This window comes from Phenylobacterium kunshanense, from assembly GCF_003254525.1.
GTDB lineage: Bacteria > Pseudomonadota > Alphaproteobacteria > Caulobacterales > Caulobacteraceae > Phenylobacterium > Phenylobacterium kunshanense.
In genome coordinates this window covers 184,783-197,038 of record NZ_QFYS01000001.1, presented here as the reverse complement: position 1 = coordinate 197,038, position 12,256 = coordinate 184,783, and the positions used below count along the sequence as shown (strand labels likewise).

The 12,256-nt window shown below is 68.9% G+C and carries 17 protein-coding genes; 1 reads left to right on the top strand and 16 read right to left on the bottom strand.

The annotated features are described in order from the left end of the window. Positions 1-5 precede the first annotated feature (5 nt). Positions 6-752 (top strand): SDR family NAD(P)-dependent oxidoreductase, encoded by a 747-nt coding sequence (locus tag DJ019_RS00900; RefSeq protein ID WP_111274107.1) that lies wholly within the window; start codon positions 6-8, stop codon positions 750-752. Here DJ019_RS00900 and der read toward each other — a convergent pair. The 16 genes from der to DJ019_RS00820 all read right to left on the bottom strand — a co-directional run bounded on the left by der (position 700) and on the right by DJ019_RS00820 (position 12,243). Then, positions 700-2,244, bottom strand: a complete 1,545-nt coding sequence (gene der / locus DJ019_RS00895) for a ribosome biogenesis GTPase Der (protein WP_111274106.1) — start codon at positions 2,242-2,244, stop codon at positions 700-702. The two genes, DJ019_RS00900 and der, sit on opposite strands and share 53 nt — an antisense overlap. 21 nt (positions 2,245-2,265) lie before the next feature. Beyond that, positions 2,266-3,654, bottom strand: coding sequence for a PQQ-like beta-propeller repeat protein (locus DJ019_RS00890; protein ID WP_111274105.1), 1,389 nt, complete (start codon positions 3,652-3,654; stop codon positions 2,266-2,268). Continuing rightward, positions 3,651-4,415, bottom strand: a complete 765-nt coding sequence (locus tag DJ019_RS00885; RefSeq protein ID WP_111274104.1) for a tetratricopeptide repeat protein — start codon at positions 4,413-4,415, stop codon at positions 3,651-3,653. Before DJ019_RS00885 ends, DJ019_RS00890 begins: the two co-directional genes overlap by 4 nt. 94 nt (positions 4,416-4,509) lie before the next feature. Then, on the bottom strand, positions 4,510-5,439 hold the full coding sequence (locus DJ019_RS00880; protein ID WP_240606330.1) for an FAD:protein FMN transferase: 930 nt from the start codon (positions 5,437-5,439) through the stop codon (positions 4,510-4,512). Between the two features lie 68 nt (positions 5,440-5,507). Beyond that, positions 5,508-6,317 (bottom strand): DUF4198 domain-containing protein, encoded by an 810-nt coding sequence (locus DJ019_RS00875; RefSeq protein WP_111274102.1) that lies wholly within the window; start codon positions 6,315-6,317, stop codon positions 5,508-5,510. A gap of 17 nt (positions 6,318-6,334) precedes the next feature. After that, a complete protein-coding gene (locus DJ019_RS00870) occupies positions 6,335-6,859 on the bottom strand; it encodes a DUF2271 domain-containing protein (protein WP_111274101.1) in 525 nt (174 codons plus the stop codon). 8 nt (positions 6,860-6,867) lie between these two features. After that, complete coding sequence (locus tag DJ019_RS00865; protein WP_240606329.1) at positions 6,868-7,542, bottom strand: PepSY-associated TM helix domain-containing protein; 675 nt, start codon at positions 7,540-7,542, stop codon at positions 6,868-6,870. Positions 7,543-7,665: 123 nt separating this feature from the next. Beyond that, entirely contained in the window at positions 7,666-8,493 is an 828-nt protein-coding gene (gene panB / locus DJ019_RS00860) for a 3-methyl-2-oxobutanoate hydroxymethyltransferase (protein ID WP_111274099.1), read from the bottom strand. A 1-nt stretch (position 8,494) separates the two neighbouring features. Continuing rightward, complete coding sequence (locus DJ019_RS00855) at positions 8,495-8,869, bottom strand: hypothetical protein (protein ID WP_111274098.1); 375 nt, start codon at positions 8,867-8,869, stop codon at positions 8,495-8,497. Next, positions 8,862-9,446, bottom strand: coding sequence for an RNA polymerase sigma factor (locus DJ019_RS00850; protein ID WP_111274097.1), 585 nt, complete (start codon positions 9,444-9,446; stop codon positions 8,862-8,864). Before DJ019_RS00850 ends, DJ019_RS00855 begins: the two co-directional genes overlap by 8 nt. A gap of 25 nt (positions 9,447-9,471) precedes the next feature. After that, positions 9,472-9,858, bottom strand: coding sequence for a DUF6249 domain-containing protein (locus tag DJ019_RS00845; RefSeq protein WP_111274096.1), 387 nt, complete (start codon positions 9,856-9,858; stop codon positions 9,472-9,474). 102 nt (positions 9,859-9,960) lie between these two features. Beyond that, on the bottom strand, positions 9,961-10,269 hold the full coding sequence (locus tag DJ019_RS00840) for a hypothetical protein (RefSeq protein ID WP_111274095.1): 309 nt from the start codon (positions 10,267-10,269) through the stop codon (positions 9,961-9,963). Then, positions 10,256-10,795, bottom strand: a complete 540-nt coding sequence (locus tag DJ019_RS00835; protein WP_111274094.1) for an RNA polymerase sigma factor — start codon at positions 10,793-10,795, stop codon at positions 10,256-10,258. Before DJ019_RS00835 ends, DJ019_RS00840 begins: the two co-directional genes overlap by 14 nt. Beyond that, entirely contained in the window at positions 10,792-11,244 is a 453-nt protein-coding gene (locus DJ019_RS00830) for a hypothetical protein (RefSeq protein ID WP_111274093.1), read from the bottom strand. Before DJ019_RS00830 ends, DJ019_RS00835 begins: the two co-directional genes overlap by 4 nt. A gap of 96 nt (positions 11,245-11,340) precedes the next feature. Continuing rightward, a complete protein-coding gene (locus DJ019_RS00825; protein ID WP_111274728.1) occupies positions 11,341-11,883 on the bottom strand; it encodes a hypothetical protein in 543 nt (180 codons plus the stop codon). 12 nt (positions 11,884-11,895) lie between these two features. After that, positions 11,896-12,243 carry an ArsC family reductase gene (locus tag DJ019_RS00820; protein WP_111274092.1) on the bottom strand — a complete coding sequence of 116 codons (348 nt, stop codon included), beginning with the start codon at positions 12,241-12,243 and terminating at the stop codon, positions 11,896-11,898. Between the last annotated feature and the right edge of the window lie 13 nt (positions 12,244-12,256).

Below are 12,256 nucleotides of genomic sequence, written 5' to 3'. Positions count from 1 at the left end.
CCCGCATGTCTGAACTGCCTCTCAAAGACCGTATCGCCCTTGTCACCGGCGCGAGCCGCGGCATCGGCCGCGCCGCCGCCCTGGCCCTCGCCGCCGCGGGCGCGCACATCGTCGCCGTTGCGCGCACCCAGGGCGGCCTGGAAGAGCTCGACGATGAGATCCGTCGCCTCACCGGCGCCTCGGCCACCCTGGTCCCGATGGACATCGCCGAGGACGGCAGCCTCGATCAGCTCGGCCTCGCGATCCACCAGCGCTTCGGCCGCGTGGACGTCCTGGTGCACGCTGCGGCCATCCTGGGGCCGATGACCCCGGTCGCGCACATCGAGCCCAAGCACTGGGATCGCGTGATGTCGGTGAACCTCACCGCGTCCTATCGCCTGATCCGCAGCATCGAACCGCTGCTGCGCGCCGCTGGGCGGCCTCGCGCCATCTTCCTGACCAGCGGTCGCGCCAGCCGTCCGAAGGCGTTCTGGGGCCCCTACGGCGCTTCCAAGGCGGCGCTGGAGAACCTCGTCCGCACATGGGCCGACGAACTCGAGAACACGACCGTCCGCGCCGTGCTGCTCGATCCCGGTCGGATGCGGACCAAGATGCGCGCCGAGGCCATGCCCGGCGAAGATCCGACGACCCTGCCCGATCCGTCGGAGATCGGCCCGCTCGTCGTGGAACTGGCCCAGGCCGACCTCGGCCTGCCGACCGCTAGCGTGGTCTTTTCGGACTGGAAGCGGACCGGGTCGCTCGCTTCGGCTTGACCCCAGGCCGCGCAATCTTCGCGGCCTTCCCACGAACTGCGAGCTTCTTGGGTTTGGCAGGCTTCTTCGGCTTCGCGGCGCCGCCGGCCTGCTCGGCCTTCGGCTTGGGCGTGGCCCGGGCGGCTCTCGGCGCCGTCCGCGCTGGCCCGGCCTCGTCGGTCTCCGCGTAGGGATTCTTGTTCGACCGCACCGTCACGCGGATCGGGATCCCCGGCAGTTCGAAGCTCTCCCGAAGCGAATTCACCAGATAGCGCCGGTAGTGGTCAGGGAGCTGGTCGGCTCGGCTGGCGAACAGGACGAAGGTCGGCGGCCTCGCCTTGACCTGCGCCATGTACTTCGGCTTCACGCGGCGGCCATTCACCGCGGGCGGCGGGTGACGGCTGATCGCCATCTGCAGCCAGTCGTTCAGGTCGCGGGTCTTCACCTTCGTCGACCAGTCGCCGTGGACCTTGAACACAGCCGGCATCAGGCGCTCGACACCCCGGCCGGTCTCGCCCGAGAGGGCCACGATCGGCGCCCCCCTCACCTGCGGCAGGAGGCGGTGCGCTTCCTCCACGATCTCCGTCAGCTTCGCCTGTGGGTCTTCGATCAGGTCCCACTTGGCCAAGGCGAAGACGAGACCGCGCCCCTCGCGCTCCACCAGATCGGCGATCTGGAGATCCTGGATCTCGAACGGATGCGTGGCGTCCATCACCAGGATCACCACCTCGGCGAAGGTGATGGCCCGGATGGTGTCACCGGTGGAAAGCTTCTCCAGCTTGGCCTGCACCTTGGCCTTACGACGCAGGCCGGCGGTATCCACGAGGCGTACCGGCCGCCCGTCCCATTCCCAGTCCACCGGGATCGCGTCGCGCGTGATGCCGGCCTCCGGGCCCGTAAGCAGGCGATCCTCGCCGATCAGGCGGTTCACCAGGGTCGACTTGCCGGCGTTCGGGCGGCCGACGATCGCGATGCTGACCGGCTTGCCCGGCCCCTCTTCGCCATCCTCTGCGTCCGGGTCCGGCGCGTGGGCGGCTACGGCCGCGTAGAGGTCGGCCATTCCCTCGCCGTGCTCCGCCGAGATCGGAATGGGCTCGCCGAAGCCGAGACCGAAGGCTTCCAGGACGCCGGCTTCCGAGGCCTTGCTCTCGCTCTTGTTGGCGGCGAGCACGACCGGCTTGTTCTTGCGCCGCAGGACCTCGGCGAAGATCTCATCGCCCGGGGTCACGCCCTCGCGCGCGTCCACCACGAAGAGGGCGACGTCGGCTTCGTCGACCGCCAGTTCGGTCTGGGCGCGCATCCGCGCTTCCAGACTCTCGTCCGTGACGTCCTCGAACCCCGCGGTGTCGATCAGTTCTAGGTCGAGGTCGCCCAGCCGCCCCGTGCCGAACCGGCGGTCGCGCGTGACGCCCGGCTGGTCGTCGACAATGGCGAGCTTCTTACCCGCCAGTCGGTTGAACAGAGTCGACTTGCCGACATTCGGCCGACCGACGATCGCAACTTTGAGCGCCATGCGGCCAGCATAACGGCCTGATCAGCGAATCGCGATCAGGTCCGCCTCCTCAGTCACGACATAGACCGTATCGCCCATCGCGATCGGCGAGAGGGTCGAGGCGCCCTTCAGGTCGAGCCGCTTCTGGACCTCGCCGGTCTTGGCGTTCAACGCCACCAGCTGGCCCGTCTGGCCGACGATGAGCAAACGCTCGCCCGCAAGCAATGGCGCGGACCAGACGGGCTGGGCCTGACGCTGACCGCCGATCCCGAAGAAGCCGCCGGTCTTCTTGGCCTTGAAGCCCTCGTTCAGATTCCGGATCCAGTAGATCTGTCCGCTCTCGCGCGAGGCGCAGATCACGTCGCCGGTCTTCGACACCACATAGACCACGTCGCCGGCCGGCAGCGGACCTGTGACGCCGACGACCGGAAGACTCCAGCGGGCCTGACCGGTGCGCAGGTCGGTGGCCGCGAAAACCCCGGAGTGGCTGACGGCGAACACGTCGCCCTGATAGATCGCCGGGCGGCCAGGAATGTCGCGGATCTCGGACAGCGCGCTCGTACGGCTGGCGCGGGACAGCGCCTCGTTCCACAGATCGTTGCCATTGGCGGTGCGCAGGGCGACCAGTTCGCCGGAGCCGAACGCGGCGACGACGGTGTCCCCGGACACCGCCGGGCTCGACGCCGACAGTATGCGGGCCGATTCCGAAAGGGCCTGATAGGTCCAGCCCGGTGCGCCGGTCGCCGTATCGAAGGTGAGCAGGGTGTTGTCGAGGGCCACCGCAAACACCCGGCCGCCCGAGATCGTCGGCGCGCCATGGATCGCCTCGCTGGTCTTCGTACGCCAGCCGACCGCGCCCGTGCCCGCATCGAGCTGCATCACCTGACGATGCCCCGAGACCGCGTAGACCTTGCCATCGGCGTAGGCCACGCCCCCGCCGAATCCCAGCTTGTCGCGCTTATTGTCGCCCGGGTTCGTACCCACCCGCCAGAGCTGCGATCCGGTACGGCCGTCGAGCGCGGCCACGCGGCCCTCGGCGTCCATCACGAAGACCTTGCCATCGGCGGCGACCGGCGGGGCGGTCACATATCGGCCGCGGCTCACGCCCTCGCCAAAGCCCTTTCGCCAGGCGATCTCGAGATTGGGGGCCGCGTCCACGGCGCCCACGGCCTGCTCGGGGTTGCCGCCCGGCAACGGCCAGGCCTCGACCCGCGTCGGCGGCGGCAGGAAGAAGTCGACGCCCTTCAGCGCCTCCGCGGGCTCCAGCCTCTGGTCAGCGGGAATGATCGAGATGCGCTGGCCTTCGCCGGCCAGCTCGCTCGGCTTGTCGTCGCCCCGATCGAACGGATTCAGACGGCTGACGGTGGAGCACGAGGAAAGCCCCAGCGCGGCGACCGCGACGGCGGCGAGAATGGTGGAACGACGGTTCATTGCGGGGCCACGCCTTGCGTTTGCGGGGCGGTCTGGGGGGCGGCCTCCATGCCCGGCGGGAGAAGGCCGGGCGGGGGCAGCGACGCGGCCGCCTGCACGACACCCGGGACGGCCTTGGCCGAGCCGGAGTCGATCAGGCCGATCGCCGCCTGGGCGCGAGCCTGCGCACCCTGCCCTGCGTCGAGCGACTGCGAAATCAGAAGGAAATCCCCCCGGGCGCCCGCGGTGTCCCCCGCCTTGAGCTTGGCGAACGCGAGCGCCTCGCGCGCCTGCACCCGGTACGGCCGGCCATCTTCCATCAGCGGCTTCAAACGCCCCTCCAGATCCTTGAGCGACGCGGTGTCGAGGAGCGCGAAGGCGGATTTGAGGCGGGCGGCGTCGCCGATCATCGGATCGGGCGCGGCCTCCGCCGCCTGATCGTAGAGCTTGGCGGCTTCGGACGGGTTGGTCTGGGCGAACTCGGCGCCGAGGTGCATCAGCGCCAGCGCCTTGTACGCGGCCGAGTTCGACTTGGAGACCTCGGTCCAGAGCTGCTTGGCCTTCGCCCGGTCGCCGGACGTGAACGCATCCATGGCGGCGGAGTACTGCTCGGAAGCCTTGTCGGTCTGGCTGGTGCGATAGGTGTCCCAGCCCCAGTACCCCAGGGTGGCGATCAGGGCGGCGGCGGCGATCCCCAGCATCCACGGCAGCAGCTTGCGGGCGAGCTGCTTGTAGCGGTCGGAGCGAAGCTGCTCTTCGACCTCTTCGAATAGATCCGTCACGTGAGGGGGACTCCGGGCGCGCGCCAGTCGCTGAAACGAGCGGAACCTATAGCGGCCGGCCGCCCGCCTCAAGCCTGGGCGCGCGGTCATCGGGCTATGCCAGCAGCCGTTCCAGCGCCGGCGTCGCATGTTCGCGGAATCCGCGCGCCTCCCGGCGGACGATCAGCGCCGCCAGATCATGCCGTGAAGCGAATGATTCCGCCTCGTCAGCCGACGCGATCAAGGCCGTGCAGTAAGCGTCGGCCATCATGCAGTCCTCATGGATCACCGTGGCGGCCGCGATATCGCCCGCGACCGGCGCCCCGGCCCGCGGATCGATCGTGTGGCTGTAGCTGCGTCCTCCGGCCGTGAAGGCGCGCCGCCAGTCCCCGGAGGAGGCGATCGACAACCCATGCAGCGCCACGAGCAGCGGCTCCTCGGGGAGCGACGCGCCCGGCGGCCGCTCGACTTCGACCCACCAGGGCTCACCATCCCCCTTCACGCCCTCGCCCCGCAGTTCGCCGCCGATCTCGATCAGGAAGTCGCGGAGCCCGAGCGCCCGTAGAGCCTGGGCGGCGAGGTCGACGCCATAGCCCTTGGCTATCCCGCACAGGTCCAGGCGCACGCCGCCGGGCTGGCGGATCAGGCCCAGCGCTTCGTCCAGCTTGATGGACCGCCAGGTCGCCTTGGCGAGTGATTGCGAGGCCTCCGGTTCGGGCAGACGCGCCACAGGGCCCGGAGGACCGAAGCCCCACGCGTCGACCAGGTCCCCGATCGTGGGATCGAAAGCGCCTCCGCTTTCGTCCGCCACCTGGGCGGCCGCCCGCAAGACCGTCATCAGATGAGCGCCTGCAGGCGACCAGGTCCCGGCCGGCGCCCTGTTGAAGCGGCACAAATCGCTGGCCGGCTCCCAGGTGCTCATTTCCGCCACGACGCTGTCGCAGGACGCCTGCACGGCCGTCGCGATCGCGGCGTCCGACACCCCAGGCGGGACCAGCGCCTGCAGGGTCCAGGCGACGCCCATGGTGGGTCCCTCGAGGGCCACCCGGCGTCCCTCCCGAGGCCGGGTCGACTCAGGCGTCAGGGTGGTGGGTATCGCAACGCGACGCACAGTCAGTCCGGGAGGACCTCGACGGTCGCGATGTACGCGGCGTTCTGAGCCGGCGCCGAGCCGTTGGGCGCTCCGCGCACGCCGGCCTCGATCCAGTACATCCCCGCCTCGGGCCAGGCGACCTCGAACACCCCGTCGCCGCCTGTCATGATCTTCAACTCGGGCCCCTTGGCGCGATAGCGAACGCCGCCCAGCACGACCTCGACCTCGACCCCAGCCGCCGGCTTGCCGTCCAGAAGCAGTCTGAACCGCCCCTTCTCGCTGGCCACGAGGTCGTTCGGATGAGTTATCGGCTCCAGCTCAAGCCCCTTCCCCGTCGGCTTCAGGGCCCCGGTCGAGGGCGCGCCGGAGGTCACGAACGTCTCGATGCGGCGGACGTTGCGGGAAACCTGGACGTCGGTCGCGTCCTTCGGAATCGCCGTGGCGACGTCGGCGGCCGCGCCGCGCCAGCGCTTGGTCTCGCCGCCGATCTTGTACGAGGCCATGGTCATGTCGGTCGCCGTGACGATCTTGTAGGTGCCGGGCTGCGCCAGCTTCACGTCGAAGGTGCTGCGGTACTTGCCGGTGGACGCATTCTGCAGCGGAACCTCGGTTCCATCCGGTCCGATCGCCTTCAGCCCATCCAGTCGCATCGGCTGATGGTCGGCGTAGAACAGGGTGTTCGAGATCGCGCCGTCGACAGTCACCCAAGGCTCAGCGCCGGACAGGACGGTCGAACCAGGCAGGAGCCAGGCCCGGTGGGCCTGGGCGGCAGGCGCGGCGGCCAAGGAGAGCAGTGCAGCGACAGCGGCGATGCGGAGGGCAGATGACATGGACACAGCTCCCAGGATCAGGGCTTCACGGTGACGGAGACGGCGCCGAGCTCGGTCGAGCCGGTCGCGGTGGCGGTCTTGGCGCCGCGCGGCGGCCACGAGAACGGAACGCGCAGGACCTCTCGCCCGCCGACTTCGCGCGCGGCCTCGACGGACAGCGCGTAGTCGCCAGGGGCAAGTCCCGCGAGTTGGCCGCCGCTGAAGCTCACCACGTGGCGGCCTGGCGCCTTGGTCGGTCCGCTCACGCCATCCGCGGGGAGGTTGAGACTGCGGCCGGCGCGACGCCACCAGGTGCGCATGTCCTTCAGCCAGGTCGCGCCCTCGTTCGCCTTCAGCTTGGTGTCGTACCAGACGGCAAGCGTCCGGACCGCGGTCTGGTCCGGCTTTTCGATCCAGAGCGCGACATAGGGCCGGTGGTATTCGGCCACGTTCAGCTTCGGGATCTCAACGGAAACCGTCAGGTCGGCGGCCTGGCCGACCGTGGGCGAGGCGGCCGCGCCACTGGCGGCGAGAGCGAGACCGGAGAACTTCAGGATACGCATCTACATCCTCAATGAATCAGGAAAATCGCCAGCAGAAGCGGAATGAGTAGGCCCGCGCCGACGAGCGGCCAGGTCGATGGCCGCGCCTTGGAATGCAGTTGCAGCAGGACGAGGCCGGTGAGGCAGAACACGACGCAGGCCACCGCGAAGATGTCGATGAACCACGCCCAGGCCGGACCGGTGTTCCGGCCCTTGTGCAGGTCGTTCAGATAGGCGACCGCGCCCCGACGGGTCTGCTCGAAGGCCACGTCGCCCGTGGCCGTGTCGATGGTGACGCCTCCGTCCGAGCCTGGGCCCGGCAAAGCGACATAGGCCTCGCCAGGGGCCCACTCCACGCCGTCGTCCGGCACGCGGATCTTCATTTCTTTGCGCAGCCAGTCGCGGGTGGCGGGGGGGAGTTGCCCGCTCCGCGCCTCGACCCGGCGCAGTTCCGCACGCAGTCCTTCAGGCAGTACGCCCTCGCGCGCGATGGTCTTGGGCGTCGCCGGGATCTGCCCCGCGTGGTTCAGGGTGATGCCCGTCACCGCGAACAGGAACATGCCGACGAGGCAGATGGCCGCGCTGATCCAGTGCCATCGCAGGGTCTGGCGGAGCAGCGTCGCGCGCGCCTGAGCGCGCTTCTTCGCGCGAAGACGTTCGGCGGCCGCGGGCGCGGCGACGTCGGGAGCAGCGGTAGAACTCAAGGGAGGCTGAGCCATCGATCCGGCTTAATTAAGAACGCCTCGCATTATCATGCATGCTGCGCAATGCAAGGGATCGAATGCGGCAGCGGCGATCATGCGCCGGCTCAGGCGTCGCCTGGGGTCCTAACCAGCCTTGGCGAAGTAGATTTCGGCAGGCCCGGGGAAGCGCCGCTCACGTACGTCGTCGGCATAGGCCGCGACAGCCTTGGCGATTTCTCCGCGGATATCGCCGTAGCGCCGGACGAACTTGGGGGTCCAGTCGAACAGGCCCAGCATGTCATCCGTGACAAGGATCTGGCCGTCGCACCCCGCGGAGGCGCCGATGCCGATAGTCGGCGCACTCACGGCCTCAGTGATCTCGCGGGCCAATCCCTCGGCCACGCCTTCGACCACGATGGCGAAGGCGCCGGCCTCCTCGGCCGCCCGTGCCTCTTCCAGGATCCGGCGGCGTTCGTGGTCGGCCTTACCCTTGGCCTTGAAGCCGCCCTCCACCATCACCGCTTGGGGCCTCAGACCGACGTGGCCCATGACGGGGATGCCGCGCTTGACCATGTATTCGATATTTTCCGCGACAGCCGGACCAGCCTCGACCTTCACAGCGCTGCAGCCGGTCTCCTTCATCACCCGAGCGGCGTTGGCATAGGCCACCTCCGGGGACCCCTCGTAGGATCCGAACGGCAGATCCACGACCACCATGGCGCGGCGAGCCCCCCGCATGACCGCCTGGCCGTGCAGGATCATCATGTCCAGCGTGACCCCGACCGTGTTGGGCAGGCCGTGGACCACCATGCCCACGCTGTCGCCGACCAGCAGCAGGTCGCAGTGTTCGTCCAGCAGTTCGGCCATCGGCGCGGTGTAGGCCGTCAGGCAGACAATCGGGACGCCGCCTTTGCGCGCAGCAATGTCCGGCGCGGCGAGGCGACGGACGGTCTCCTGACGGTGGCTGGACAAACTAGAACTCCTCGATCAGCCTCGACAGCACGAAGCCCATGGTCACCACGGCCAGGGCGCCGGCCACCCACAGCCCATAGCCGCCCGAAAGCGCCGACACCATGTCGTTGGTCGGCGTGACCCTTGCGAGGCCCTGGCCGATCACGCGGGCGGACTGTTCCGCCGCCTCGGCGCGCTGGAAGACATTCGCCATCAGGAGTTGGCTGGCTCCGATCACACCACCGGCGAGGCCAGCGGCCCCGATCAGCCACCGCCGCGCGGTCCAGCCCCGATCCAGGCGACGTTCGACCCGCTCGGCGAACGCCTGAGCATCCGGCATCTCCGGCGCCTCGGCGAAGAGGCGTTCGAGGCGACGTTCGAAATCGACCTCAGACATTGCCCCGCCTCCCTTCAAGAGCCGCGCCGCCCGCAGGCGCCATGCGCGTTCTGAGCTTATCCAGACCACGTTTGACATGCGACTTGACCGTTCCAAGCGGCAGATTCAAGGCGTCCGCGGCCTCGCCGTGCGATAGGCCCGCCCCGTAGCACATCGACACGCAGAGCCGCTCCGCCGGCGACAGCGTCTTGAGCGCCTCGTCCAGGTCGATGCGATGCTCGGCGTCGCCGTCGGCGGCGCCCTCCTCCGTCTCCGGCTGCTCGGCGGCGAAGGCGGACAGGCGCTTCTCCCGCTGCAGTCGCCGCAAATACTGGCGCGCGGCGATCCGCTTCACCCAGCCGGCGAAGGTGCCCTCGCCGCGAAACTCCGTGATCCGTTCGAAGGCCGCCAGGAGGGCGTCCTGCGCGACGTCGTCGGCCTCGGCCGGCTGCGCCCCCATCCGGCGCAACAGGTGTCGAATGGCCGAGCCGTGCCGGCGCACCAGCTCTCCGAAGGCTAGTCGCTCGCCGGCCGCCGCGAAGGAGCAGAGCTCCACGTCGTGCAGACTGGCGAAACTTGATTGTGTGGCGCCCGCCATGGGCTTGATCCCCCGCCCAGGCGCCTCAGGACTTCGGCTTGTTGAGGAGGCCGAGGGCCACGAAGGCCAGGCCAATGAACACCGGCAGGGCGCCGAGGCCCAGGAACACGAACAGGGCGTCCGGCTCCTCGAAGCTGATCGCCAGGCCGAGGGCCCCCAAGCCCACGCCGATGGCGAGCCAGACGATGCCGGTCCGAAGGTCGCGCTGAGGCGACGGCGGCAGGCTCGGGCTGCGGACATTGCTGGACATCGCCTCGATGACCTCGGTCGGCAACGGCTCGCCGCGTTCGATGGCGGCCCTCAAGGTCTCAGCCATCTTCTGGCGTTCCTGACTCTTGAAATAGCGGGGCACGATGACGATCGCCGTGATCATCGCGAAGAAGGCGATGGGGACCAGAATTCCACCGTCCATGGGGTTCTCCTCTCCAGGTTCAGGGGGCGGATATCGCCCGTCTCTGATGGAAAGAGACCTGACGGCCCGCCGACGGATGCAGGTTCCGCCATGAAACCTTGGTCATGATTCCAGTCCGAGCATCGCGGCCACGGGGCGGCCCAGCATCGTCACAGCCACCGCAGCAAGCGTCAGCGCGGCCGCTACAGGCGCCAGAGCGGGCGATGCGACGCTAAGCAGCGGCGCGATCATCGGCCAGGCGCCCCAGAGCGCCACGCCGCCGAGCAATGCGAGACCGGCCAGGTATGCGAGGTTCTCCAGGAACCGACGTCTCGCCAGCGCCGACATCACCTCGGCCGAGAAGAACAGGTCCCGCTCCGGGGGCGCGTCTTCAGCGAACAGCGTCCTCAGGCGCTCGTCAGCGTCCGTCATTGTCGTCTCCCAGCGCTTCCAACAAGCGCGCACGGCCCCGAGTCACATGGGATTTCACCGTGCCGAGCGGCAGCCCAAGCGTCTCCGCCGCTTCCGCGTGGCTGAAGTCCGCAGCCAAACAGAGGGCGACACAGGCTCTCTGATCAAGCGGCAAGTCCGCCATCACCGTCTCCAGGGTCATCCGCTCGTCACTCATCGGCGCGATCGATGGCGGCCTCTCGGCCAGCCAGGCCGCCTCCCTGACCCGGTTCCGGCCTCGGGTTCGGGCCGCAGTGAGATGTTTGCGATAGCCGATCCCACAGAGCCAGGCCCGAACCGATGCGCCCGACTTCAGGCTTCCGAGCCGGGACCAGGCGGTGAGGAAGGTCTCCTGCGCCAGATCGTCGGCGAGCGACCAGTCACCACAGGTGCGGCGCAGGAAGGCCCGCAACGGCTGCTGATGGCGGTCGACCAGTCGCGCGAAGGCGACCGACGATCCGGCGCGGGCGGCCGCCACCAGCGCGTCGTCGGTCGCGTGCGGGCTCATTTCCCGCGGAACGTCGTGGCGAAGAGGGCCGCCACCGCGTGTCCGCCCGACACGCACGTGAGGATGATCGCGACGAGCCGGAAGATCCCCTCGACGTCGCTCAGCCCGGAATATTCCGAGGCGATCCAAAAACCGAGCGCCACCGCGCCGGTGACGATCGCCGTCCGCCAGGCCCAGTAGGGACTGTGCCGCCAGTAGCGGCGGGCGTAGCGGCGACGATAGCGACCGTAACGGTCATAGGGCCCGTAGGCGTCGTCCTCCTCTTCCTCCTCTCGCCGGATAGCGCGCACCAGTTCGGGAGGCGGCTCCTTCCCCTGGCTGGCGTAGTTGCGCAGGAGTTCCAGCCGGTCCTTGCTGCGTCGGTAGTCCAGCCACTGGCTCCACGCGCCGTACACGAAGAAGCCGATCGGGAAGAGCAGCCACCAGAAGCTGTAGAAGAGATGTTCCATCGCAAGCGCTCCAGAGTCGGACGATGCAGGAATGCCTCACCGTCCCTTGCCCCTAGTCGCCGATGGTCGCGCGTTCGGATGCGACGCAGAGAAAAATTATCGCGCCGTGACGCGGCACGGGGAGCGCCGGAGGATGTAGCTCGCGAACGGCTTTTCCGGACCCGGACCGGCGCGGGAAACAATGGTCCACCGCAGCACCCCGCGCGTCAGCCGCCAGCGGTTGATGAAGACATCCTCGGGGTATCGATAGTCGACGTCGAAGCCATCCGAGCGTCCAACGCCCTGGCCGACGGCGGTGTAGCCCGCGCCGAAGCTGTCGGCCCAGAAGCTCCAGATGCGATCACCCGAGGCTCCTTCGCCCGTACCCGCGCCGGCAAACAACAGGTGAGCACCGTAGCGGTCCGCGGCGTCGTCGGCGGCGACGCTTTCGACCTCGAAGAGATCCATGGCGCGTTCGACGATCTGTCGCGCGCGCAGGGTGACCAGCGTGCGCTTGCCGAGCACCTCCCCCTCCCCGCGCCAGCAACCCTCGAACATACGCACCGTTGCGGGGACCGCCGGCGTGCCCGGTTCCGCGGCTTGGGCGGGCGCGGCGGCCAGCCCGCAAAGAACCATCAGCCCTGTCAGCAAGCCGCGCATGTCGACCCTCATTCAGCTCGCGAGCTGTTCCCACGTTTCGGGCTTGAACCCCACGTAGACCTTGCCCTGGGCCTCCAGCACCGGCCGCTTGATCATCGACGGCTGGGCCAGCATCAGGTCGATGGCCTTCGCGGCGTCCAGGCCGACCCGCGCGGCGTCAGGCAGCTTCCTGAAGGTCGTCCCGGCCCGATTGAGCAGGGCCTCCCAGCCCAGCGCATCCACCCAGGCCTCCAGCCGCTCCCGCTCGACGCCCAGCTTCTTGTAGTCGTGGAAATCGTAGGCGACGCCATGCGCCTCGAGCCAGGTCCAGGCCTTCTTCATCGTGTCGCAGTTCCGGATGCCGTACAGTCTCGCAGCCATCACCCTCTCCTCA